We start from the raw sequence: 25,388 nt of genomic DNA, 5'->3' as shown, positions 1-25,388 counted from the left end.
CTTAAGATGGTTAAAGGGCTATGACCCGTGACTACCCCATCGTACCGGAGTCGCTCGTTTTAATGCAAAGCTCAAAATTAACGCTCTACAGGAATCCTAACGGGTACGATAATGTAATAACGATACAATACAAAACAAGGAGCAGCTATAGCTGCTCCTTTAACTTGCTCACATTATTTATAATATTTTGTAATGTCTCCTAGAAATGAGAACACAGAAACAACTCATTTTTTCATGATTTTCTTAAAAATGAGGACGAACAAAAAACATACAAGAGCTACAAATAACACTATGACTACAATGCCAAAGAGACTTATTACACCCACTTCTTTGTCCCTCCTCTTTATAAATACTTTCTATGACTTTACCATAAATCATGGTTTCTCTTGCCTTTTTCCAAATAATTTAATTTGTTGAGCAAACGGGTATGGTTAACGGCACATCTTTTGACTATGTCTTTTGGAATAATTTTATGGTTGAGTATACTGTCTACTCCAAATGACTTTTTCCTTAAAAGTCATGTGACGAAGGAGCTGCGCGGCAGCTCCTTTTGCTTTTTCGCAAAATTGATCTATATGTATTGCTGGGGCGTGAGCTATAATACGAACTGGGTATATTATCTTAATAATCAAAGCGGGACTGCCTAGGGGTTAAGCGGCCACCTTTGTGTGCGAACCAAGAGGATGGTCATAAGTGCTGGTGATATCATTAGTAGTCCTAAATAGAGGGGGAGGGTGTAGGATGAAATCAGATTTAAGTATCTGATGTCGAGTGGGGGAAGAATTTGGACGTGGCTTTCCTTAGTGTCGCTCAAAAAGTCTCAGTTGTAAGTATGCTTTTTACAGAAAGTCTCAAATGAATCATCAAGAAGTATCAATCGTAGCCGTAAAATCGACTGTAATCAAACGATTTTAGTCTCAGTTGTAACCATTACGCACATGTGAACTTCATGGTAAAATGACGCTGATTATATAGAATGATGCCGGTAATTAAATATTAACAATGGCGGTCCAATGACGACGAATGCTTGTCGTTATTGGACTTTTTTTAATTAATATTGAAGACTATTTGCCGGGCAGTTGGATGCCGCGCCAGCCGCTTACATCGCATTGGCCATATTCATTATCACCTACAGCAACCACCGTGCCGTCTGATTTAAGACCGACGGTATGAGCGCAGCCCGCCGTAACCGCCACCATATCGCGCCAGCCGCTTATATTGCATTGGCCATGCTCATTCCAACCCACAGCCGCCACCGTGCCGTCCGATTTAAGGCCGATGGTATGATTACTACCCGCCGCTATCGCCACCATATCGCGCCAGCCGCTTACATCGCATTGGTCATGCTTATTCCAACCCACAGCCACCACCGTGCCGTCCGATTTAAGACCGACGGTATGAAGGTAACCCGCCGCTGCCGCCACTATGCCGCGCCAGCCGCTTGCATTGCATTGGCCATACCGATTATTACCCACAGCCGCCACCGTGCCGTCCGATTTAAGCCCGACGGTATGCCAGTCACCCGCCGCTACCGCCACCATATCATGCCAGCCGCTTACATTGCATTGGCCTTCATTATTTCGACCCACAGCCACCACCGTGCCATCCGATTTCAGCCCAACGCTAAGACGCCAACCCGCCGCAACCGCTACAATATCGCGCCAGTCGTTTACATCGCATTGGTCATGCTTATTCCAACCAACAGCCGCCACAGTACTGTCAGATTTAAGACCGATTGTATGAGCATTACCTGTGTTCGTCGCCATATGAACATTACCAGCCGCGACCGCCGCCATATCGCGCCAGCCGCTTACATCACATTGGCCATATTTATTATCACCCACAGCCGTCACCATGCCGTCAGATTTAAGCCCAACGGTATGACGACGACCAGCCGCTATGGTATCTTTAGGCCGCCTTTTCACCATGTCATTCCTCCTCGTATTCTTTTCTTTCCATCCGTTCATATTTGATCATACAACATTCATGCAAGATTTCGTTTCATATTCCTTGAACCCTTGCGCACAAACCCAATAGTTCGTTTAATATTGTTGTAGAAGTTTAAGGTTTAACTTAAAGGAAAGGTGATCAACAATGGAAATCAGTTATTTAAATTAATTCGTTTAACCCTGAGAAGGCTAGGATAAATTTTACAATTGGGCTTAATATAGCATGAGAGGCACGAAAGGGAATAAATGGAAGGATTTCATGGGCATAGTTATTCTCGTTGCGTGTGTAGTAATTATTTTAGGCGTACTCAGAGTAATTTTTGATTGAACGAAAACCAGCCAACCTCGTTGGTACAAATAAGGCTCTTAATGAACAGCGAAGCAAACGCCGATTATCATGCTAACGGCCAGGGATACGGCAAGGGACCGGCCCTGGGACAAGGCACCAAAGTGACGTTGCGGTATATCAAGGGTTAAAGGGATTTCACTACTTGACCATGCACACAGCCCTTCACTAACGGACAGATTAGTTAAGTGGATAATAAAGGAAATTGATAAGCGCATGTTGAATATACAAATGCGGATCAATTTATAATCCGAAGGGGGATAGGAGAATGAGCTTGAAGGCGGAACCATTGAATTTGCAAAAAGCAGATATATCAGGGTCTAAGTGGCAGGAAGTCAGAGCTGAGGAGCTTGATATTGATAATGTCAGCCTGGCAAAGACGAAAGTTAATAACGTGAACATGAGTGAAATGTCTTTGAATGATGTTAATATGGGTGGAATTAAAATCTCGAACGCAAACATGTCGGGTTTAGGTATTCAGCATGCTAACTTTAGCCACGCTGTTATTGACCATGTCCATCTATTTGGAACGGAATTTCATAATGTGGTTCTTCCTATGGAGGGAGACGGAAACTTCAATCCTGAAGGAACATATAAACCAGTTCGTTTTCATAACTGTAACCTGTCTAATGGGCAATTAAGAAATTGTGATTTATCAAATGTTGAGATGACGGATTGTGACATTACTGGATTGAAAATAAACGGTATCTTGATTGCAGATTTAATCAAGAACAAATAAAGGCAAGTGACAACGTATATCAATAGTATAGGTAGAAATTGTTCGGCTAACTGGGTAGCGCAGTCTGGGACAGATCATTCAATTAACCGCCTCGTGATGAGGCGGTTTTTCTTGTTGCATTCGGGGGCAAATCACAAAAATATTAAGAAGTTCTTCATAATTATCGTAAATGGATGTTAAGATTTTCCGTTTACTATTAAGATAATGAAAGATGGTTGCTGGAAAGTAGGGTTAAAAATGGATAATTATTTTGTGCTCGTTGTTGATGATGAAAAGGAAATACGAGACGTAATCGAAATTTATTTGAAGAATGAAGGCGTTACCGTGTTAAAAGCAAAGGATGGAATTGAAGCGTTAGAGATCATAAATGATCACCAAATTCATCTCATTATTATGGATATTATGATGCGCAGGCTTGACGGAATTGCCGCTATATCCCAAATTCGCGAGAAGAAAAACATTCCAATCCTTATTTTGAGCGCAAAAAGCGAGGATAGCGATAAAATATTAGGCCTCCATGTGGGTGCGGATGACTATGTCACAAAACCGTTCAATCCAATGGAGCTCGTTGCCCGCGTAAAATCCCAGTTGCGAAGATACGTTGCTCTGGGTACTTATGAAGGTATTAAAAAAGTGATTGATCTTAAGGGGCTTATATTAGACAAATCTGCCAAAGAAGTATCGGTCCTCGGAGAACCGGTGAAGCTTACGCCTATAGAATATAAAATCGTTGAATTATTGATGACGAACGCCGGCCGGGTGTTCTCGATCAATGAAATCTATGAGCGGGTATGGAAGGAACCTGGTTATAACGCGGAAAATACGGTAGCCGTCCACATCAGAAAAATTCGCGAGAAAATAGAAATCAATCCGAAGAATCCAACTTATTTAAAGGTGGTATGGGGAATTGGTTATAAAATTGAAAAATAGATTAAGCTTTGGCTTCTGGGCTATTATGTTTACGTTTGGCCTAAGCGGACTCTTAGTAGTATTTACTTTCGGCAGCAATTATGTTCATCGCGACTATTTTCACACGCCTGAATTTCGAAGCGAGCTCGATCTATTTGCTTAGTATTTAAACATGTTCGAGCTAAACAGCATTACTTTTGAGGAAGCGAAGCAATCCATAACGGTTTCTGAGGATGAAATCAATGATTATCGGAATGGGTTGGGAAATATAACGAATCTAATTAACTCCCTCAAAGGCGATTATCAATTGCGGATTGATGAAGCATCATTAGGAGATAATCAAGAGGCTGTGGACATCTACATAGCAGAAAGAGATAAACAGATCGAAGATATAACCGAAATCTTCAAAAGCAATGAGTATGCCCGCGCAAAGGTTATAAATCAAAAAGAAGAGGAACTGAAAGAGTATTACAAGGAGAGAGAACAATACCGTACGGATTTTTTAAGATACATAAATCAATTTCAATATTACTTTAAGAGCAGCCTTACCGATAAAGTCTATACAAATTCGAGTATTGTCGATGATGAATCGGTTAAAGACAAGATGAACTCCAAAAACATGCTATTTATGACAAGCTATTCTATTCCAACAAAACAACCGATTTTTTATTCGATCCCGGTACAGGATCAACTGGTAGAAACATTTATTCCGTTCAAAGGGGAGTTTGCGGTATCTAGAGACTTATCCTCAACGAGCTCCGTTATGATCGAATACAAGAGATACAAACAGGAACAAATAACGTTATGGGTATATACTTTGGCAAGTTTAGCCGCTCTTATTCTATGTATCGTCTTCGGAAAGAAGGCGATAGCTATTCCTTCAGTAGTTGAAAGATGGACTACCTATTACAATAAGTTACCAATTGATGTTCGGGCATTATTTATTACCTTAACAAGCGTTGGAACCATATGTTTACTTTTTTTTATAAGAGATCAATTTATTTATGTATATGAGAATCCATTTGATTACGGCTGGAATATGTTTATCGGTATAACTTTTGCCTCGTTATTTTTGGTTATTACCTTTATTCAGAGCAAAATTTTTGCGGTACATTTTAAGGATTGGCCCTATATAAAGAAAGAATGGGAAAAGGGTCTCTTGAATAAAGCGGGGCAGAGCGTAAAGTCGCTATATAATCAGGCAAAACGCAGCCTAACAGCCGCTTTTCTGAATAAGAGCACGGGCGCGCAGATGTTTATTTTATTGATGATCGTATTTGGTCTGGGTTTAGCGGGAATGATGATGGGCTTGCATCCTGGTTTTATTCTCTTATATGTCATACTGTTTGCAGTAATAGGTCTTCCAATCGTGTTGCTCTTGATTATCAGAATCGGGTATTTTAACCGGATCGTAATAAAGACGAATGAGCTGGCTGTAGGAAATCTGGGTCAGGATCTGCCGATATCAGGAAAATCTGTTCTGGCAACGCTCGCTGAAAATATCAATGTGTTAAAACAAGGAGTAAGAACGCTGCAGAACGAACAAGCAAAGAGCGAACGCCTTAAAACTGAACTGATTACAAATGTAAGCCATGACCTTCGGACACCGCTAACCTCCATCATTACGTATACCGAGCTATTAAAAAAGGAAGATCTATCAAGTGGGGATCGGATAGCCTACGTTGAGATTATTGACAGAAAATCAAAGCGGTTAAAGGTGCTGATTGATGATCTGTTTGAAGTTTCGAAAATGGCCAGCGGAAATGTTGAATTAACCAAGGAAAAGGTCGATCTCGCCCAGCTTTTACAACAGGCGCTAGCGGAATATGATAACATGATTAACAATTCCAGTCTTCGATTCCGGATTACGAACTCTGAAGAGCCGGTATATGCCTTTGTTGATGGACAAAAGCTATGGCGTGTCTTTGATAATTTAATTGGAAATGTCCTAAAATATTCACTGGAAAACTCACGCGTTTATATTACTGTACGAACGTTGAATAATCATGCGATTATTGCGTTTAAGAATGTATCAAAATATGAGATCAGCGAAAATATGGATGAGCTGTTTGAACGCTTCAAACGCGGAGATTCGTCACGTCATACAGAAGGCTCTGGCCTTGGGCTGGCCATAGCAAAGTCAATCGTGGATCTTCATGAAGGCAATCTTGATATTGAAATCGATGGTGATTTATTTAAAGTACGTATTTCCCTACCTCTAGAGAAATAGTACGGCTAACGGGTACGATAGCAGCCATCCAACAAGATGGCCTTTTTTTATATAGAGATGTTTATAGACGGTGCTTTTCTTCTTCGCCCAGAACTTGCCGGTCACTGGGATTACGTCTTCTGTCTCGAAAGAGAATGGTAGGGTCTTAGTTGTTCGCGACAGGGTCGACAACATCAAAGATCCTCTTAGCGGAATTTTGAAGAGATCAGCTGTTTGGCCTTCGCTCTCTCCGCTTGTCTCTCCCATTGTCTCCGCAACGTATTCCCGCAGCGTTCTGCCGTTTTTCCTTGATACCCGGCATGATTCGGAAAATGGCAACTTTCATCGTCCTGCGCAGTCTATTAGGTAGAGGAAGAGGGAGGGGGACGTTTTGCCGGAAGATAGCGATACGCTGAAATATGTGTCTTCGCTGGGATCGACAGATCCGAGCTATCCTCCGGCGGTGACGATGAATGATCTGGATGGCGACGGGGAGGACGAAGCGGTCGTTGCGCTTGTTATCGGCACCGGAACCGGGGTCGTGCAATCGGAGGTTCACGCTCTCTGGCGGCATATGACTGAAATTCCGGTGGCCGATCCGGTGGTGGAAGCAAGAGCTGCGGCTCAAGCGGCGGAAATAAAACAGAGCAGTGGCAAGGTGGAAGTTAAGTTGGATATCGGCGGAAAGACCATCGAGAAGACGTACGATGCGGACGATGCGGGTTTGTGGTTCGACAAACTCGGAATCGGAGCGGTCGTCTACTATCGGGTCGAGGATGGCCAGCTCGTGTCCGACATGTCCGTATTTGCCTCTCCCGGTACCTATGTGGCGACGATTACAGCCGAGTACCGGATGAAGGACGGGGTGCTCGTTCCTTCTGTGTTCTCGGCGGGGGAAGGCGGATGACGGAGTGACGAAGGACTCCCGCGCTTCATTTTATCATGTTATATGGCGGGCGACGGACTCGAGGGCTGGAGTCGGCTTCAGCGGTAGGATTATGATCTGATCATACTCGATATCGTGATGCCACATTAAGATGGCTACACGCTGTGTCGGATGATCCGGGAAAAGCCCGGTATTCCGATTATCGTATTGGCGGCGCTGGGCGAGGAGAAGGATCAGCTCCGCGTTCGCGCTGCAGGCCGACGAATATGTCATCAAGCTATTCTTTTCCGGGTGCTGATGAAGCGGGAAGAAGCGGTGCTGTGCCGTCAGGCTTTTTTTATTGCATAAATCCCAGATTTAGGGAATTTCGCAACCTTTCCCGTTTCGTATCGTCTAATGATTCGTTGAGTGCTCATTATGGACAGGGGGATGTATCCATGCTTCGCAAATCGCATCTGTTTTTCTTCCTCATCGGCATCGCCGTTGGGTTGATGGCGCTTACAGCGTCGGGGCTCCCGAAGTTCGTCTCGGCGGCCGCCGTCGAGACGAGCGGCTCCACCTCGGCGAAAGGTATCAAAGTGGTAATGAACGGCAAAGTCTTTCAGCCAAATTCTTCGCCTTTCATCGATGTCGGCACCGTCTACTTGCCTGTACGCGATATCGGGGGGCTGCTCGGAACTTCGGTGTCCTGGAACGCCTCGGCCAAGACTGTGGCGATGTATTACCCTGAGCTTACGGTCAAACTCGTTTACGGTGCGTCGAACGCGGCTGTGAACGGGAAGCCGGTCGCCTTGACCGCGCCGCTGCGCATCGTCGACGGGCGGGTTTACGCCCCGCTCCGATTTTTCTCGGAAGCGACCGGTGCCGACGTTACATGGGAGGCGTCGACCTTAACGGCGAACATCGCGCGCTCGGATGATTTTGTCCGATCTTACGCGTCGGGTATTCTGTGGCTGAACCGGGAAACCGGCGACCTGTACTCGGCGAAGGACGACTCGTCCCCGGCTGTTGGCATCGGCCGGCTGGATGCGATGCTGCAGGGCGGGGTGACGCTGCGCGGCGGTTGGGGTCAAGGCGGCAATACGGTTCTGACCGTCGTCGACCATTACGGGGAGCCCGCCGACCGATACGATGCGTACGGCATTCTCTTGCATGGCGGCCGCGTCGTCGCGCAGACGAAGGCGAGTTACGAGGGACGTTATGAATCGACCGCGACCGGCTTTCAAGTATACGATCCGGACGGCTGGATTCAGTATGCGGTGCTGACGGACGGCAAAATCGTCACGATATACGACGACCAAGGCAAAGCGGTCAAGACGTACGATGTGCCGAAGCTTACTGGGGCGGACGATGTCTACTTCGTGCAGGGAATCGGCGACGATTATTTGGTCGTCCGGCCGAACCGGACCGGCCTGCTGACTCTGGTCGACCTGAAGGATGATTCCGTCGTCACGCTGGCGGATAAACTTTTGACCGGCAAGGATCTTGCAAACGCCCGCGGCGACGGGCTTCTTTATGCCGGCAACGATGAGAACGGCCAGTTGTATTTCTATTACGCAGATCCGGCCGAAAACGGAAACGGCGACTCGATGCGGTTGACCTACGAGCGACCGTCATATCAGGAAGAGCGGGACGCGCTGCCCAAACCGCGAACGTTAAGCGAAATGGCCGCCGGCTGCTCGGCGGATACCGTCGCAACGGTCAATTTTCAGGAAGGCGATCAGCTTTATGTTCCGTACGTCGGCGCCGACAAGGAAGACCGGGACGGCATCGCCCTCGCCTGCGGCATCTTGAAGAAGTTCGCGTCCAAGGGCGTCGAAGAAACGTTGCCGGCCTACTTTCTCGATCGGTTTTTCCATGGCATGTCCATCGACTTCAAGCAAGGCGACGGCGTTCAAATCTATGAAATCGGCGGGGGGAAGATGGCCATCGGTGCGGGCGAAGGCGGCAAAACCGTCGTGTTGAAGGACGACGACGCGGTCCGGGATTACGGGCGGCTGGAGGTGCTGCCGACGGAACTCGCCGTCACGCCCAATCCGGCGTATTTCGGAGAGAAGCTGCATTTCGAAGGGGATAACGGGGATTCGCAGGCATCCACCCCGTTCGTCGTCACCTGGCTGCCGATTCTGGATCATTATTCCAGCACGGATCCCGATCCCTCTCTCGTCATCTACACGGGAACGACGACATTCGGCCGATACGATGTAACGTTCGCCATACCGGCTTACGGCAAGGCGGCGGACGGCACGTTGAAGCCGATTCGGCCGGGCAAAGGCGTAATCCGTATCCCGAGCCTGAACGGCGGGCCATTTTCCACAACCAACATCGACCTGCTTCCGGCGGGCAAGCCGTTCCTGTCGGTCGACGGCGTGCCGGCGGCCGATCCGTCGCTTGCGCCGATCACGGTATCGGGCCATGTGCTCGTCCCGGTGCGCGGCGTCGCGAAGCTGGCTGGCCAACCCGTCGTCTGGGACGCCGCAAGCGGAAGTGTGCTGATTCGCACGAAGCCGTCGGAAGCGGCGGCTGGGGGCACGACCAAGGACGCAGCGACGCTGTGGATCAACGGAAAGAAGGCGGCCGCCGATCTGCAGCCGGTCGTCCGCGGCGGAATCGCCTACATGCCGATCCGCGCGGTGACGGCCGCCTTCGGTCTGCCGGTCGTTTGGGACGGCGGCAGCCGGAGCGTCAACGTGACGACGACTAACGGGGAACGCTAGTTCAACACAAGTAGGGGGATGAACGGTATAGCTCTCGGGATCCCAGTCCCTACGGGCATGAACGTTCAATCCCCGGCTATTGCAATCTTACGACCATATAGAAATGAGGTCGACCAGTAAGTTCTGGTGACCTCATAATACGAACTGGCACGATAGCCTAATCATAGCAACGGCAATCAAGGACCTTTTTTCATGTCCAAGTCTGCTGCTGCTTTTTTTATGCATATCTTGTTGTTTTATACCAGGGGGAGCCGGTGGTAGTCGACGATCATCCGTGACAGTTCGGTACACCACCGAAGCAGGCAAAGCTGAGCGATAAGCCAGCTCCATGGGTGAAGAGGGGGTCCACTGCGTGGTAGCCACCAGTATGTACGGACCGGAAACAGTTACCGCTACTGTCGGTGCAATCGATTACGATTCGGAGAAACAGGAGGCCGCTGCGCTGCTCGCTAAAGACGCCTACTGGGGATTGAGATAACAGGTGTTTAGTTAAGTGGTATAACTTGTTGTGATTTCATATAGATATCAACATAAGGGGGTGGAGATATGTACATATTGGTGTCAGCCATCGCATTCTCTACTTTAATCGGAATTGTAATTCTTTTTCAACTTGCATTAGCTGCAGGAATGCCTTGGGGAAGTTATGCAATGGGCGGGAAGTTTCCTGGAAAATATCCACCAGCTATGCGTTTCACCGCTTTATTTCAGGTCATCATGCTGGCATTACTAGCGTCAATCGTGCTAAGTAAGGCAGGCTTCATGTTTACTGACTGGTACCTCTTTGCAAATGCGGCTATCTGGTTTGTTGTGATTTTTTCGGTGATTGCTACTATATTGAACATTATTACGAGGAGCAAATGGGAAAGAAGGATTTGGACACCTGTATCTTTGTTGCTGCTTATTACAAGTATGATTGTAGCCTTCGGTTAGGATAGTTGATTATTCAACGATCTGGGCACGATAGTACAATGTGAAGGGCTGCCGCGCGGCAGCCCTTCGCTACGCTAACTGGCAGGATAATAAAGTCATTAGACGAATATTTATATGGAAATTAATACGTCAAAGGGGTTAGGATTATATGAAAAGAGTAGATGTTGCATATGTACTTCTCTACGATGAGATTGGCGAGAATATATTGATGGTAAAAAATAAAGGAGTTAAATCTTCATACTACACACTCCCTGGAGGAGCGGTGGAACAGGGCGAAATATTACAACAGGCTGCTATTCGGGAAGTTAAAGAAGAAACAGGATTAGACGTTGAATTAGATGGTATCTTAACAGTGAGTGAAGCGTTTTTTGAGGAAAGTGGACATCACGTTATCTTCTTTACTTTTAGAGGAAGGATAGTGGATGGGGAAATAAAAATTTTATTTCCAGAGGAAATTGAGGAAATTACTTGGCTGAAACCCCAAATAGCAGAAACGCACATGCATATACCTAGTGAATTAAGGGGGGAGATTAAAGAATGGTCAGCCCCATATATCTTTAGGGGAACTGTTGTTCATAAATCTTAATATTTGTTTCTTTGACTGACTGGCTTTTTGACACGCCAGAGGCATTTTATACAATTCGCGCAAGATTATTTCGAATTAACACCATCATTAGTTCTTCATGAGTTAGAGTCTTTAATGATTACGCTCCCTCGGTGCGATTCCTTTCTCAGCTTCAAGTATTCTCTCTCCACACACCAACCAAAGGAGCAAAACGATGAATAAAAACACATCGGGATATAAACAAAATAAAGCATCTGCCGAGAAGAAAGTGACCTGGCTGGAGCTATTTTATGATCTACTGTTTGTTGCAGCAGTTTCAAAAGCGAGTCATGTCCTGTTACATGTCGAATTGGGTTCAATTCCAATTGAATACTTAACCAAATTCTTCCTCATATTTGTTCCGATCTGGTGGGCTTGGGTCGGGCAATCTCTCTTTGTAAATCGATTTGGAAAAGATAACTTATCGCACCGAATATTTCTGATTGTACAACTATTTTTTGTATTAATAATGACAGCCAGTCTATCAGTTAATTTTGATCAATACTATGTTCCTTTCTTAATAGGCTATGTTGGTTTAAGAGCTATGACAGCCATTCAATATATGTCGGTACATAAAAAAGAAGAAGCACATAGAAAAATCACTGCCCGTTATTTGGGGAGCCGCTTTTGGATCGGATTGGTGATATCTTCTTGCTCCCTTTTTTTTGACTCGTGGATTCGTTATGTCGTTTTGTATGCAGGAATCACAGTAGACATTTTACTCCCATTAATCGGTCGAAAATACTTGGTGAAAAGCCCGATTAATACCCATCATTTATTAGAACGCTTCTCTCTATTTACACTCATTCTTCTTGGTGAATCAGTAATCAGTATACTTGCAGTATTGCAGTCCAGCTACTGGACATGGCAATCTATTTTATTTGCGTCTCTCACTTTTTTATTAATTATTGCTATGTGGTGGCAATATTTTGACAATGTCGAAAAGAAAGTGAACAAGACAATAGAGACTGCCGGGCAAATCATCATTTATGGCCATTTGTTCATTTATTTATCCATGTGTATGATTGCAGCCTCGATCCAATTGTTATTTTTGGAGCAATTAAAGTATTCATTTATGTTAAGTTTTATTTTCGGATCTGTACTGCTTTACTTTTTTTCAACCACGTTGGTCTTCCATAAATACAGACATTTTCATCAAAGATTGGGGATATATCATTTAGCGTTATTATTGGGGCTACTTGGCGTTTTTTTTACGGTGGATTTGTTTAGCCTGATGCCAAATTACATAATCATAGGAGAATTGATGCTGTTCTTTGTTGTATATGCTAAAGTAACGACTTGAAATCGAAACAGAGAGAAGGCAGATCCTCGAGGGTCTGCCTTTTGATTCCAGCCGACCTGAGCAAGTAATGTCCCGCGATTCAGGTCTCTGAATGACTGAATTGTATGGTTTGAGGCTTAAAGCCACATACTGCCCCCTTTGTACTGTCTACTTGACGGAGTGTATCTCAGACTTTATTTTTCTGGTCCAAGGCTGGGGCTGGTTTTATTTAAGAGGCGGTGAGACATTTGTAGAATGCGCCGCTTTATTTTAATTTGAAGAAGTTATGGGTAACATGTAGGAATGCAACGTGATCGCAATTACAGGAGGTATTTAGAACAATGAAGGAGCTTTATTCGACAAGCGTCAAAGCGATTGGAGGCCGGGACGGCAGGCTGGAGTCGAGCGACGGCATGCTGATCCTTAATGTGGTACATCCGAAGGAGCTGGGAGGACCGGGAGGGGCAACCAATCCAGAGCAGTTGTTTGCGGGCGGATACGCGGCATGCTTCGAGAGCGCGCTCAATGTTGTGTGCCGGGAAAGGAAAATCAAACCGGACAGGACGGAAGTGACGGCGCACGTGACTCTTGGTAAAGATGAAGCAGACCATTTTAAGCTTGCAGTCAAGCTCGACATCGCCTTGGCTGGCGTGGAACGGGACGCGGCTCGGGAGCTCGTCGAAGCGGCGCATGACGTGTGTCCGTACTCGAGGGCGACTCGCGGCAATATAGACGTCCAATTAAACGTGATGTAAAAAAACCGCCATCAAACTGCTTAAAGCGCTGGGGTACAGCAGCTGTTTTAAACGGTTTGTTTGCGTTTTGATACCGCTGCTCTAAGGTTAGCTTGCAAACCAAGATCTCTGGACTAGTCCGCTACCGAAAGGAACTATAGACTAAAGGATACGATAGTTCAGCCGCTGACCAGCGTATTACGGTGGTTTTCTATTAAAGTAACGAGAGTTTAGTTAAACCAAATATATGCATGAGGTGATTATGACAGATGGCTTTATTCGGCAGTCACGGCGAAGAACTTCTCACGGAGTTCTGGGCCAAAGTCTACAACCTTCCGCAGGACCTCGACGCGATCGACCGTCTCTGCACTGATGACTTCATCCTCTCGAACCCAGATGGTGAAGTCGTGGGTCGCGCTGCTTTCAAGGAGTGGGCACGCAACTTCACCTCGAAGATCCGCGACATAAGGCTAAAGAGCCTCGACATGTTCAGCGGCGCCGACGGCACGCGCGTCGTTTCGCGCTGGGTAGTCACGGGGTACAACCAAGGTGTACTCGGTTCCCCACCCGACGATCGCCCGATTCAGATCTCCGGCATCGCGGTATGGGAGGTTCGCGATGGTAAGCTTGCCCACAACTGGGTAGAGCGAAGCGCATATGAGCTCTCGAAGCAGCTCGCGAAGCCCGTGAAGTAGCAAGGCTGCGGACGCGGCCATATTGTAGGTTGTCCCGCTCACATTAGATAAATCAGCCGATGATATTGTGGAGGAATGGGTACAACGGTTCCGCAGCGAGCGGCATAGAAGCTCGTTGAGTAACAATTGTAGTACATGTACATCCCCGCCGCCCGACATGCCGGCATTCGATCTTCAGCCTCGTCATCAATCATCTCCACAGCAGCGCTACGTTCCTGGGTCCCCGAAGGGTCGGTTCGTTCGTCGACTCTTCGATGGCCCGGGACAAGCATTCCCTCCGCGTAAATAAAGCCAAGAATAAAGGTCGCCCGCCAATACACCACACAGTCAATAGGTTACTTCAGTTTAGTGCATCTCCGGAGGTGCACACTTCAATTTGCGTAAATTATTTTATTGATTAAGGGAATAAAAAAGCGCAAAAAAGCCCCCCTATAGTCGGCTTTCCCGATAGCAGAGACGAACCATTCATCTCTAAGAGTTAAGAATAATTCGGAGCAAGTCTTCAATCATTTGGCGAAGCTCCGAAGAGTTTCTGGAGACAATTTTAAACCCGCGCAATGCGCTTATTAAAAGATGCGCCAATTTCTCTGGAGAAAGGCTGTTTGGGCTGCCGGCGGATTTCGATCGCGATTCCAAAATAGAGGTCAGAACGACTTCAAGTTTATTGTAGCTCGCGTCGAGTGCTTCCTGGGCGAATACGTAAGAGCAATCGGTCATTTCTTTTACTTCCGGCGAGTTCAACGACTGATCGAAATTGTTTATAGACCACACTTCGAACGCATATATAATTTTGTCTTCAGGCGTTTTCTTGGAAGAAAGTCCTTTCACTATTTCTTCAATAAGAGTGTCGCCATAATGTAGAATCGATGCGTTAAAAACTTCCTCCTTGTTCTTGAAGTGCAAATAGAGACCCGCACGCGAAATACCGGCGGCCTCTGCTATTTCATTCATTGATACTCGCTTATAGCCATACTTGAAGAACACGTCCAACGCAACGGATAGAATATGCAGCTTCTTTTTGTCGTCCATGAATTTATTATTATACACTTTACAAACTTTGTCTAGTCGTATAATATAGACGAATAGACAAAATACGTTTAATGTCTAAATTACAAATAAGGGAGACCTGTTATGATGACAACAATCTAATAACCTTACATTCTACATTCGGGAACCACCGCCTAAATTGGCACTTGCGGGATCGCGACCGACCTCCGAGGACTAGATACGACGCGAGTTCTTTCCAACGCAGGAGCAATTGTTATAATCGCTATCCCGACATTAGGAAGGCACATATAAAAATTCAAGTCATATTTTTCATAAAACATTCTAAAGGAGATCTTTTATATGACAACTAAGCAAACACCCATCAGCTCCGGCTTTGGAGCTTCCTCGACAGCCGAAGACGTTATCAAGGGTATCGATCTGTCCGGCAAAATTGCAATCGTCACCGGCGGCTATTCTGGACTCGGTCTTGAGACCGCGCGTGTGCTGCGTTCTGCTGGCGCCAAGGTCATAGTCCCGACGCGTGATCGCAACAAAGCCGCGGCTGCGCTTGCGGACATCGATGGCATCGAAATTGAAGTGATGGACTTACTGGACCCTGCCTCGATCGATGTCTTTGCAGAGAAGTTTCTTGCCTCCGGCCAGCCACTGCACATCCTGGTAAACAGCGCAGGCATTATGGCATCTCCACTGACACGCGATTCGCGAGGATATGAATCGCAATTCGCTACGAACCATCTGGGCCATTTCCAGCTTGTAGCGCGGCTTTGGCCCGCGCTGCGCAAGGCGAACGGCGCACGGGTGGTCTCAGTTTCGTCCTGGGGGCATCACTTTTCCCCTGTCGTGTTCGATGATCCCAATTTCGAGCAACGCGAATATGACCGCTGGGGGGCCTACGGTCAGTCGAAGACGGCCAACATTCTTTTCTCGGTCGCGCTTGACAAGCGTGGCCAGGCCGACGGCGTACGCGCCTTTTCCCTTCATCCGGGCAGCATCGTCGGCACCGGTCTCGAAAAACATCTTTCGAATGAGGATCTGCGCGCGGCGGGCGTCATCGACGAAAACGGACAGCCGGTTCTCGACCCGACGAAAAATCTCAAGACGGTTGGGCAAGGGGCTGCTACCAGCGTATGGTGTGCGACGAGCCCACAGCTTGACAATATGGGCGGCGTCTATTGCGAGAACTGCGATATCGCAGCTCAGGGGCAGGACGCTGAGTCCGAATTTCAATTGGACAACAATTCAACATTAACGGACTCCGGCGTGATGCCATATGCGGTCGATCCCAAAGCGGCCGATCGACTCTGGAGCCTTAGTGAACAGCTGATAGGTTTAACGTTTGCAATATAGAAGAAAAGTGCTAAGGCAGCAGAACGCCCTTACTTGCTGAAGGCGTTCTGCCGCCTTGTATTCTCACGTTAAAAGTTCGTTTGACGTTTGATTCCGATAAAAAGAAAGCGGATATGCAATCTTAAAATCCGAAGTTATATAACCAGTATAGGTGTCGTCTTGATTAGAATTAGAGAAGCTTATTCTGCCCAAGGCAGTGGAAATTAAGCAAGCCAATGGGTGGAAATTAGCCAGACAGCCGAGTACTTCCCTGAAAAAATTCGGAAGCCCATTAATAGATTATCTCATGGTTGTAGAAAAAGACCGGATAGAGTAAAGGAGAATGAAAGATGGAACAGACAAATAAAGCCGTAACCGGAGCAGCCGTTACTTTCGCCAAGGATCTCGAATGGTTCGACACGATGCCGGGTGAACAAATGGCCATTCGCATCCACAGCCATCAAGTTGGAGGAGCGATAACCGTCGTCGAAGCGCGTGTACCGGCTTTGATTGGTCCCCCGAAGCATATTCATAAGGAACGGGAAGAGGTATTCGAGATTCTTGAAGGAACGTTCCGTTTCCAATGCGGAGAGGATGAATTTGAAGCTGCTCCAGGAACGAGCGTCGTGGTTCCCCGCGGCGTACCTCACGCGTGGGCTAACGTCGGATCCGAAATGGGACGTATCCTTTTCACCTTCGCACCTGGCGGGATTGACGATTTCTTCCCTGCAATCGGCCGACATTCACTCGAGGAAATTGGGCGACTGGCCGAGCAGAATGACACTCTGATTGTTGGGCCTCCAATGCTTCAGCAATCCCGTTAACATTTGGAACCTGACTATTGGACTTCATATAATTAATCAAACAAAGAGAAACGGGACAGCCAGAACTAACTAAATCTGCGCTGTCCCGTTATTTATTGTGAAGACTTCCGGATTGGAATAGAGGGAGAATTATATTATCTTCGACATGCTGTCTTTTTCGTGCAGAAAATGCACGGCATTTATTTTTTTCTGCGATAAAATTTATGTCTCATCTGCGTGACCATAAAATGTTCGCCTATTTCATAATGCCTTTTATCTTTCTGCTCGCCATGCTGCCGCAAAGATTGCTCCAAATGTATGCGATCATGGGACTTGTCGGAAAAATGCCATGACAAGACAAGACAGTCCAGAGCCAGGAAATGAAGATATGTACGTTTCAGCGAGGATGAAGAGTTTAGAAATATGAAAGAACAAACTAAGGAATCCGGGGCTTCTTGGACCCAGAATCTATGACAAGAAATAAGTCCTGGCTGCCTGGATATTGCAGGCGGGTTGAAGCCATTCGACCATCGAACTCTCGACAAAACCATGTCCCCGAGGTACGTTTTTTTGTCATTCAAATCAGCCTGTCGAGGTCGTTTTCCTAAAAAAGAATAATTGGTAATTCATGCGTACACAATACGGAAGGACATATGGTCCAACCAATGGAGGCGTTCATAAATGGCAATGAAAGTACGCTACAGCTTATCGGATATGACACTTAAAGTTAACGATAACATCGCCGTGTCATATACAATGCATGGCGAGGAAAGAACGAGCGATCAGCCTCCGAGCTAATGAAGGAAGACGGAGAAAGAGAAAAGGAGCCATTTTATGCGTTCAATGTGGAAAGGCACGATCAGCTTTGGTTTGGTGAACATCCCAGTGAGTATGTATAAAGCAACGGAAGAACATAAGACTCATTTCCGAAGTTTACATGTAACTTGCCAGCAGCCTATCCAGTATCGAAAATGGTGTCCCGCATGCCAGCGCGAGATCGGGCAAGGCGAGATCATTCGAGGCTACGAGTATGCGCAAGGAAACTTCGTCACATTGACCGAAGAGGAGATGGACAAGCTGCCGCTTCCCACGCTGAGGACCATCGGGATTCTTCACTTTACGAAGCAGGATAACATCGACCCGATCTATTTTGAAAATGCTTATTATTTGGGGCCTGGAGAGTTCGGCGACAGAGCTTACAGGCTTCTGCATGCTGCCATGAGCCAAACAGGAATGGTCGCTGTGGCCAAAATCGCCTTTCGAACCAGCGAGCATTTAGCCGTCCTTCGACTGCATCAGAACTGTCTCATGCTCAATTTCATTTATTACCCAGCAGAAATACGGCCCGTGAGGGAAGTCCCCGGACTTCAAAGCGGTACGCCTTTTAACGAGTCCGAACTTCAAATGGCCGTACAATTAATTGACCAAATCAGCGCGGCTTTCCGAAACGACTACAGAAGTGACTATGAAGCTGCACTGCAAGAACTCCTAAATGCAAAGATACAAAACAGACCGGTTCAGCAACAACCGCAAATGACGCCGATTGTAGACCTCATGGAAGCACTTCAGCGAAGCCTCGCCACAACGGGCCAGCCAGCTGCGGTGACTCCGGACAGATCTGCCTCCCCGGTCCAAACCTCTATGGCAACCGGGACATCGCCCGTGTCGGTGCCGGCAGATTTCATTAGCCCGGCAGGATCGCCTGCCACTATTCCGGCCCCAAGGACTAGACGGCGGAGGTAGCCGTAATCGCGTATTCAACTTGATGAGCAGAGGAGCCTTTTGGAGTGTGTACTATTAATTGGGATCCACGTAACGTAACTGTCTGCGTTATTGGCGTATTTTGCAGCAAAAATTCGAGGTCAAAGAAGCCGCCAGCCAATCTGTTGGCATAAAAACAGGGCTCATCGTTAGCAAGACGGAGTTTTTCAATTCATATGTTCCGCAATTGAAGAAGACTTGACAGCACACAATATGATGAGTATATAATTATATAAATATTGTATCATTACACTGTACTGAACGATTTAAAAAAAGGAGAGATGTCGATGACAGTCTTAAACGATCAACAATTTAACAAAATTTCTCGTGCGCTTGCTGAACCAAGACGCTATGAAATGTTAAAAGAAATCAGTGCATCCAATGATCCGTTGCCCTGCAGTGTACTGCAAGAAACGCATAATGTAAGTCCTGCAACCATCTCTCATCATCTCAAAGAGCTTGAAATTGCAGGATTAATTCAGAACATCCGTGAAGGCAAATATATGAGTCTCGTGTTTCAGCCTGACATATTACGTGCTTATTTAGATAAACTTTCGGAACTCTCCCGGTAAAGAACTTTCGTAACCTTAGAGAGTTGTTTCTTATTCCCGCAAATTTTTTAATGAGTCCAAGGTCTTTTTTACTCCTTGCCATCGTTGTGCTGGGGCAAGATGCCGCTTGAAGTATTCCAAAAACAGTTTTTCAGAATCATCCGCGGAATATCATCGCAATACCCTCCCATAGTTCAATTTCCAATGTATACGTCGAAAGGCTCTCATTTCCGTAGAATCTTGTGCATACACGGTTAGGTCTAGCTTCAGTAACGATTACAATCATAAATGAGTGGTGTGCGATCGGATTTCTTCCCGGGCATTGTCATTCATTCTTGCTGGAGTCCATTTTGGTTCCCATACAAGTAAAACCTCGACCTTGCTAACCCCAGATACGGATGCCGCAGCTTCTTCTACTTCCTTTACGATTTCATCGGCTAGTGGACATTCAGGAATTGTAAGTGTCATTCTTATTCTCACTAACCCATTCTCTTCTAGAGTAATTCCATATACAAGTCCAAGATCGACGATATTAGCTCCTACCTCAGGATCGTGTACTTCCTCCAAAGCTGTCCAAATGGCACTTTCTTTATCCATAACGGAAGAGCATCTCCTTTCCTTCTGAACAAACCTGGCAAGGGGGAACCTCAAAGGTCAAGCCCGGCAAATATGAACTGACTGGTTTGGTGCTTAGAGTACATTCACGGCTTCCGCCGCCCAATCCGATTAATCTGAGAAAACTAAGCCAGTCCGTATCTTTGTTGTTATCGGTTATGTCATAGGATGACCCGTTTCAAGTTTCTTATTCAACATCAATGACCAGCTTTTTCTCCGTCGGATGGCATTCTCGTATCCAACCCGCCGCGGCTTAAAATCAGCCAATTATGAATCAAGCTTTTGAGAAAGTTGTGCCTCTTTTCTGTATAATAAAGGAAACAAAATCAAGCCGTTTCGAATGGGCTGGGCTGTCTTTGTTCAACCAGCGGGCAGGTTAACGACAATAAAAGGTCGAAATCTATGAAGAGTAAGAGGCGCAATTTCATAATAATCCACATGGGAGGAGAAAAGAAATGGCTGAGGTTCTTCTATTTCACCACGCAATGGGACTGACAAAGGGTATTCACACCTTCGCGGACGAGCTTAGAGGGGGTGGGCACACTGTACACGTGCCTGACCTTTTCGAGGGGCACTCGTTTACCACTATCGAGGACGGCATGGCCTATGTCAAGGAGATTGGGTTCGAAGAGATTATGGAGCGCGGTGCGCGTGTGGCCAGTGAGTTACCGCGTGAGATTGTCTATGCGGGGTTTTCGCTCGGTGTATTGGCAGCCCAGAAGCTCGCCCAGACCCGTGAAGATGCCCGTGGCGCGTTATTCTTTTACTCCTGCGTTCCGGCCTCTATGTTCGGCTCCCCCTGGCCAGCGGATCTGCCGGTACAAATTCACGGCATGGACGCTGATCCCTATTTCGTAGACGAGGGCGACATTGAGGCGGCACATGAGCTCGTGGCGTCAGCCAATCATGCCGAGCTCTTTTTGTACCCTGGCGATCAACACTACTTCGCCGACAGTAGTTTGTCGTCGTATGACGCTGAAGCAACGGCGATGCTGTTGCAGCGTGTACTCGAATTCCTCCGGAAGCTGGATAACTGAGCTGTTTGCGCACAGAAGGGGTTAGACTTTGGCCATTCCGGCATATAGACGCGAATTTCCGGTTAGGGAAGGGAACAGACTTCTGCATACGGATAGTCAGTCAAGCTAAACGGGGAATGATAGTTCAATCGGACATGAAGGCAGCCAGCCAGAAGAGTCGGCTGCCTTTTCTCAGCTAACGGGCAGGCTGGTTTAACCCCGATATATGTCTGGAAGAAAGGATCATCATTATGAATATACTATGGGATTTTGATGGAACATTATTTGATACCTATCCAGCCTATTCAGACATATTTTACGAAGCATTGCGTGGTTCGGTTACCAGACAAGAAATTTTATCACAATTAAAGGTTTCATTTAGTCATGCCGTAAGTCATTTTAATCTCTCAGACCAACAGGTGAAAGAAATGTTTATTATGGAATCAAGCCTTCATCCAGAGAAAACCCCGCCATTTCCAAATGTAGAGAATATCCTGAAATCCGCCAATGCCAATGTAATCATGACCCATAAACCACGATTAGAAGTATTGAATATGTTGAACTATTACAATATGGCGGGATATTTTAAAGAACTAGTAGCAGGTGACGATGGGTTTTCAAGGAAGCCGGATCCCGAGTCCTATATATACTTACATAATAAATACAATATAGACCTGGTTATTGGAGACCGTGAAATAGATATTCTACCAGCTAAAACTCTTGGCATAAAGACATGTTTATTTCAAAATAAAACGGGCGGTGCTGATTTTTATTTAGAAAATTATGAAGATTATTTTCTTATAAACCTTTGATCGCATCAAGTAGAAATTGAAGATCGGCAGCTGCGCTAACGGGCAGCATCCAAATAAAAACGCGCTATGGGGAGATATGGTTATAAATAAAATTGATACAGTCATCTTTGACTTAGACCAAACATTGCTTGATAAAGACCAATCACTATTAAACTTTGCCGATTACCAATATGAACAGTTCTCTCTATTCAGATTTATTCCGGACAAACCGAAATTTATGGGAAAATTCTCGGAACTACACAATATTATAATGCCTAAAGAGGAAGTTTATAAAAAGTTAATAGACATTTTTAATATCGAAAAGAGTCTAAACGCTGAATTGCTTGATGATTTGAATCATAATTTTCATGTGTACAGTGTTGGATTCCCTGGACTGCATGAGATGCTTGAAACATTAAAGGAGCGAGGGTATAAATTAGGAATAATCACAAATGGAAGGGACTTTTACCAACGGAACAAAATTACCGCTTTAGGATTGTCGGATTATTTCACTGACATCATTACATCAGGTGCGGTCCATATTAAAAAACCTGACCATGCAATATTTCAAATGGCTTTAAAAAACTTAAAGTTATCGAGTAAGCGCACAGTATTTATTGGGGATAGTCTCAAGACTGATATCATTCCTGCTAAGGAGCTTGGGATGTTCACCATTCTAAAAGGCAAGGATTGTTCTTTTACTCAGCCTGATGCAATTTGTGATAACTTAATGGAGATACCGGATATTATAAATCGTTTATCTGTATTGTGAATTGAATTAACGTAGCATGTTAGTGAGGAGCTTGCCGCTCGGCAGCTCCTTTTTCGTTTGAACGGGCAGGATAACGGCGAAGGCACCACGAAATATTGAAATTGTAAATCCTAAGCTTCTAGATAACGGAGTAGAACTAACGAGAACCTGGGAGGTATAGTGATGGCCGATAAGATCTTTGAAGAGCCGAGGCTTGCAGAAGTTTATGATTTGTTTGATTCGCCAGAACGTCCGGATCTTGACCTTTATATTGCACTAACAGAAGAGTTCGATGCTCAATCAGTGATTGACTTTGGCTGTGGAACCGGGAACCTTGCCTGTCGCCTTGCAGCCCTTGGCAAGGAGGTTGTTGGAGTCGATCCAGCCCTTGCTTCGCTCAATATTGCAAGCTGTAAGGCGTATGCGGATCGCGTAAAATGGTTTCATGGAACAACGGAAATGCTTTCTGGATTGCAAGTGGATCTAATCACGATGACCGGCAACGTCGCCCAAGTCTTTGTAACTGACAAAGAGTGGATATCAACTCTCCGTGCTTGCCGAGGGGCTATACGACCAGGTGGACGGCTTGTCTTCGAGGTCCGGGACCCTGCAATGGAAGCCTGGAAGAACTGGAATCGTGAGCAGTCCCATCAGGTGATTGAAGCACCTGAAATCGGAAGGGTCGAGACGTGGACTGATCTCGTTGATGTGCAATTACCGCTAGTTACGTTCCGGCACACGTTCATTTTTCATAGTGACGGGACGGTACTGACCTCGGACTCGACACTGAGGTTCCGGAGTCAATCCGAGATTATTGACTCTTTGGCTGCTGCGGACTTACCAGTCGAAGATATTCGAGATGCACCGGATCGTCCTGGGTTGGAATTCGTTTTCATCGCTCGCTGCCCCGACTAAAATTTTGGACGCTTTGAACTAGTATGATAGGTTTAGCGACAAAAAATTATTACTTGTATGACCAGTTGCGCGTAAACCAATTGAAACCATGTTAAGTGTGGCTAATCAGCTTTTATGACATGGAAACCTAGATGATCTGAATTTTTAAACCACCAAACAAGCGGATACCTCGTCATTAAAGGTATCCGTTCTTATATTTCAATTTCCCGTTCGGTACCGTTCAATCTCTCTTAGCAACCGATTTATGTTAGAGCGGATATGCGCATTGTCTTCATAAAGTCTACTCAGCATGACACCGCCCTCAATAACTGAAGTAATATAGACGGCCAATTCTTGCACATCAATCTCTTCTATAAACTCGCCTTGTTCGATACCCAACCGAAGAAGAGAACGAACTAATTCTAAAAAATTCCCCATTTCGATTTGAGCCTTTTCCTTTAATGCCGGATGGGCGTCATCACTCTCGATGGCTGTATTTAGAACGGGACAGCCACCTGCAAGCGGAGGACAATCATAAGCATTTTGATAAATCGAAATCACGGCAGACAGCTTTTCAAAAGCTGTTTTACTGTTAACCATCGCATTCACGTAACATACCCTCAATACTGCTGCAGCATGTTCAAACGCTTCTAGGGCAAGCTGATCCTTATTCTCGAAATGATTATATATTCCGCCTTTTTGCATGCCGGTGACACGAGACAGATCCGATATGGAGGAACCAAAATACCCTTTCTGATTGAATAATACGGCAGCTTGTTGGATGATAAAATCCCTTGTCTTTTCTCCTTTTCTCAATGCCATCCCCCTTAAAAAACCAATCGTTCGTTATATTGATTATAAAACAAATGTGGTATCCGTCATAGAGGCGTAAATGTATGTAGACGGGCAGTAAGAAATATGGTAATTTATATAACGAACGTTCGGTTTTTTTGTGAGGATATGCCCATACATTTTAAATGAGGAGTGAATAAAGCTTATGAAAAAACAATGGTCTGTAGGAATGCTCGTATTTGATCAGGTTGACGCTTTTGACTACGTAGGTCCGTCTGAGATTCTGTCAGTTACTCGGTACAGTGCTCAAGATGTTCAGAAAATGATCTTTGGCTCGGTGGAGGGGCAACATAAGCCATTCCTAGTCCAAACGGTATCAGAAACGGGAGGAATGGTAACGGCCAGCAACGGCCTTCGCATTATGGCCGACTACAGCATTGAGAATGCCCCCCAATTTGATATTGTTTTGATTCCAGGCGGATTCCAACCAGTAATCCGCAAACTGATAGCAAATACAAGGTTGATCCTGTGGATTACCGAGCAAATGAAGACTGTAGAATTGATGACATCTGTCTGTACGGGTGCATTCGCTTTAGCTCAAGCGGGGCTGTTAAATGGAAAAAAAGCAACAACCAACCGAAAAGCGCTGGACTCCCTCGCGAAGTATTTTCCAGAAGTCACGGTAATTCGAGATCAAAAGTTTGTAGATGAGGGAAACATTATTACTGCACAAGGACCAGATGCGGGGCTACATTTAACTTTTCATCTTGTCAAACGATTATTGGGTGAAGAAGCGGCTCTCATGACAGCAGATACTGTAGAGTATGATGGCTACGAAAAAACATTTGGTTAACGTTTGAGCAGAAAACCTCCACATGCTATTCAAATTGAAACTACCGATTCAAGTTCTGAACCTTCAGTATAACTTCTTAGCTACCTTAATGGTGCTCGATCAACTAAATCAGCACAATAGCATTCCTGTAGAGCGTTAAATTACCGCTTTGCAAAAAAACGAGCGCCTCGGTACGATGGGAGTACGCAACGGGTCATAGCCCTTTAAATCCCATCATCCAGGAGGAC

25 protein-coding genes are annotated in these 25,388 nt (G+C 45.8%); 21 read left to right on the top strand and 4 right to left on the bottom strand.

What is annotated here, in order from left to right; translation table 11 throughout:
* Positions 1-1,064: 1,064 nt before the first annotated feature.
* Positions 1,065-1,928, bottom strand: a complete 864-nt coding sequence (locus AC0YNV_RS39370; protein WP_475772909.1) for an RCC1 domain-containing protein — start codon at positions 1,926-1,928, stop codon at positions 1,065-1,067.
* 635 nt (positions 1,929-2,563) lie between these two features.
* Here AC0YNV_RS39370 and AC0YNV_RS39365 point away from each other — a divergent pair.
* The 12 genes from AC0YNV_RS39365 (at position 2,564) to AC0YNV_RS39310 (ending at position 14,000) form a co-directional block, all read left to right on the top strand.
* Positions 2,564-3,034 carry a pentapeptide repeat-containing protein gene (locus AC0YNV_RS39365; RefSeq protein ID WP_475772908.1) on the top strand — a complete coding sequence of 157 codons (471 nt, stop codon included), beginning with the start codon at positions 2,564-2,566 and terminating at the stop codon, positions 3,032-3,034.
* 237 nt (positions 3,035-3,271) lie between these two features.
* A complete protein-coding gene (locus tag AC0YNV_RS39360) occupies positions 3,272-3,964 on the top strand; it encodes a response regulator transcription factor (RefSeq protein WP_475772907.1) in 693 nt (230 codons plus the stop codon).
* 151 nt (positions 3,965-4,115) lie between these two features.
* Positions 4,116-6,173, top strand: a complete 2,058-nt coding sequence (locus tag AC0YNV_RS39355; RefSeq protein WP_475772906.1) for a HAMP domain-containing sensor histidine kinase — start codon at positions 4,116-4,118, stop codon at positions 6,171-6,173.
* Positions 6,174-6,543: 370 nt separating this feature from the next.
* Positions 6,544-7,059, top strand: coding sequence for a hypothetical protein (locus tag AC0YNV_RS39350; RefSeq protein ID WP_475772905.1), 516 nt, complete (start codon positions 6,544-6,546; stop codon positions 7,057-7,059).
* A 150-nt stretch (positions 7,060-7,209) separates the two neighbouring features.
* On the top strand, positions 7,210-7,386 hold the full coding sequence (locus AC0YNV_RS39345) for a hypothetical protein (protein WP_475772904.1): 177 nt from the start codon (positions 7,210-7,212) through the stop codon (positions 7,384-7,386).
* Positions 7,387-7,442: 56 nt separating this feature from the next.
* Positions 7,443-9,755 (top strand): copper amine oxidase N-terminal domain-containing protein, encoded by a 2,313-nt coding sequence (locus tag AC0YNV_RS39340; protein WP_475772903.1) that lies wholly within the window; start codon positions 7,443-7,445, stop codon positions 9,753-9,755.
* 352 nt (positions 9,756-10,107) lie between these two features.
* Positions 10,108-10,233, top strand: coding sequence for a hypothetical protein (locus tag AC0YNV_RS39335; RefSeq protein ID WP_475772902.1), 126 nt, complete (start codon positions 10,108-10,110; stop codon positions 10,231-10,233).
* Positions 10,234-10,301: 68 nt separating this feature from the next.
* The gene (locus tag AC0YNV_RS39330; protein WP_475772901.1) at positions 10,302-10,685 is read left to right on the top strand and encodes a hypothetical protein; all 384 of its coding nucleotides are present in this window, start codon (positions 10,302-10,304) and stop codon (positions 10,683-10,685) included.
* A gap of 148 nt (positions 10,686-10,833) precedes the next feature.
* Positions 10,834-11,271 (top strand): NUDIX hydrolase, encoded by a 438-nt coding sequence (locus tag AC0YNV_RS39325; RefSeq protein ID WP_475772900.1) that lies wholly within the window; start codon positions 10,834-10,836, stop codon positions 11,269-11,271.
* Positions 11,272-11,464: 193 nt separating this feature from the next.
* Positions 11,465-12,592 (top strand): low temperature requirement protein A, encoded by a 1,128-nt coding sequence (locus AC0YNV_RS39320; RefSeq protein WP_475772899.1) that lies wholly within the window; start codon positions 11,465-11,467, stop codon positions 12,590-12,592.
* A 320-nt stretch (positions 12,593-12,912) separates the two neighbouring features.
* Entirely contained in the window at positions 12,913-13,326 is a 414-nt protein-coding gene (locus AC0YNV_RS39315; protein WP_475772898.1) for an organic hydroperoxide resistance protein, read from the top strand.
* A gap of 248 nt (positions 13,327-13,574) precedes the next feature.
* On the top strand, positions 13,575-14,000 hold the full coding sequence (locus AC0YNV_RS39310) for an ester cyclase (RefSeq protein ID WP_475772897.1): 426 nt from the start codon (positions 13,575-13,577) through the stop codon (positions 13,998-14,000).
* A gap of 471 nt (positions 14,001-14,471) precedes the next feature.
* On the opposite strand, the gene AC0YNV_RS39305 is transcribed toward AC0YNV_RS39310, so the two are convergent.
* Positions 14,472-15,029, bottom strand: coding sequence for a TetR/AcrR family transcriptional regulator (locus AC0YNV_RS39305; RefSeq protein ID WP_475772896.1), 558 nt, complete (start codon positions 15,027-15,029; stop codon positions 14,472-14,474).
* Between the two features lie 318 nt (positions 15,030-15,347).
* Between AC0YNV_RS39305 and AC0YNV_RS39300 the strand changes: the two genes are divergently transcribed.
* The 4 genes from AC0YNV_RS39300 (at position 15,348) to AC0YNV_RS39285 (ending at position 19,470) form a co-directional block, all read left to right on the top strand.
* Complete coding sequence (locus AC0YNV_RS39300) at positions 15,348-16,355, top strand: oxidoreductase (RefSeq protein WP_475772895.1); 1,008 nt, start codon at positions 15,348-15,350, stop codon at positions 16,353-16,355.
* A 329-nt stretch (positions 16,356-16,684) separates the two neighbouring features.
* Positions 16,685-17,158, top strand: coding sequence for a cupin domain-containing protein (locus AC0YNV_RS39295; protein WP_210038911.1), 474 nt, complete (start codon positions 16,685-16,687; stop codon positions 17,156-17,158).
* Between the two features lie 813 nt (positions 17,159-17,971).
* The gene (gene ku, locus AC0YNV_RS39290) at positions 17,972-18,880 is read left to right on the top strand and encodes a non-homologous end joining protein Ku (protein WP_475772894.1); all 909 of its coding nucleotides are present in this window, start codon (positions 17,972-17,974) and stop codon (positions 18,878-18,880) included.
* Between the two features lie 305 nt (positions 18,881-19,185).
* Positions 19,186-19,470: an ArsR/SmtB family transcription factor gene (locus AC0YNV_RS39285; protein ID WP_475772893.1), complete on the top strand. Its 285-nt coding sequence runs from the start codon at positions 19,186-19,188 to the stop codon at positions 19,468-19,470.
* Between the two features lie 261 nt (positions 19,471-19,731).
* Here the strand turns inward: AC0YNV_RS39285 and AC0YNV_RS39280 are convergent, their stop codons facing one another.
* Entirely contained in the window at positions 19,732-20,046 is a 315-nt protein-coding gene (locus tag AC0YNV_RS39280) for a metal-sulfur cluster assembly factor (RefSeq protein ID WP_210038914.1), read from the bottom strand.
* A gap of 473 nt (positions 20,047-20,519) precedes the next feature.
* Here AC0YNV_RS39280 and AC0YNV_RS39275 point away from each other — a divergent pair, with 473 nt between their 5' ends.
* The 4 genes from AC0YNV_RS39275 (at position 20,520) to AC0YNV_RS39260 (ending at position 23,537) form a co-directional block, all read left to right on the top strand.
* The gene (locus AC0YNV_RS39275) at positions 20,520-21,101 is read left to right on the top strand and encodes a dienelactone hydrolase family protein (RefSeq protein ID WP_475772892.1); all 582 of its coding nucleotides are present in this window, start codon (positions 20,520-20,522) and stop codon (positions 21,099-21,101) included.
* Positions 21,102-21,331: 230 nt separating this feature from the next.
* Entirely contained in the window at positions 21,332-21,892 is a 561-nt protein-coding gene (locus tag AC0YNV_RS39270; protein ID WP_475772891.1) for an HAD-IA family hydrolase, read from the top strand.
* A 16-nt stretch (positions 21,893-21,908) separates the two neighbouring features.
* A complete protein-coding gene (locus AC0YNV_RS39265; RefSeq protein WP_475772890.1) occupies positions 21,909-22,643 on the top strand; it encodes an HAD family hydrolase in 735 nt (244 codons plus the stop codon).
* 162 nt (positions 22,644-22,805) lie between these two features.
* Positions 22,806-23,537, top strand: a complete 732-nt coding sequence (locus AC0YNV_RS39260) for a class I SAM-dependent methyltransferase (RefSeq protein WP_475772889.1) — start codon at positions 22,806-22,808, stop codon at positions 23,535-23,537.
* A 198-nt stretch (positions 23,538-23,735) separates the two neighbouring features.
* Here the strand turns inward: AC0YNV_RS39260 and AC0YNV_RS39255 are convergent, their stop codons facing one another.
* Positions 23,736-24,332, bottom strand: a complete 597-nt coding sequence (locus AC0YNV_RS39255) for a TetR/AcrR family transcriptional regulator (protein ID WP_475772888.1) — start codon at positions 24,330-24,332, stop codon at positions 23,736-23,738.
* 181 nt (positions 24,333-24,513) lie between these two features.
* On the opposite strand from AC0YNV_RS39255, the gene AC0YNV_RS39250 reads away from it, so the two are divergent.
* A complete protein-coding gene (locus tag AC0YNV_RS39250) occupies positions 24,514-25,161 on the top strand; it encodes a DJ-1/PfpI family protein (RefSeq protein WP_475772887.1) in 648 nt (215 codons plus the stop codon).
* Positions 25,162-25,388: the final 227 nt, after the last annotated feature.

It is taken from the genome of Paenibacillus sp. JT31N11 (genome assembly GCF_056269285.1).
The sequence above is the reverse complement of the archived record's forward strand: the minus strand, read 5'-3'. Positions and strand labels throughout refer to the sequence as shown.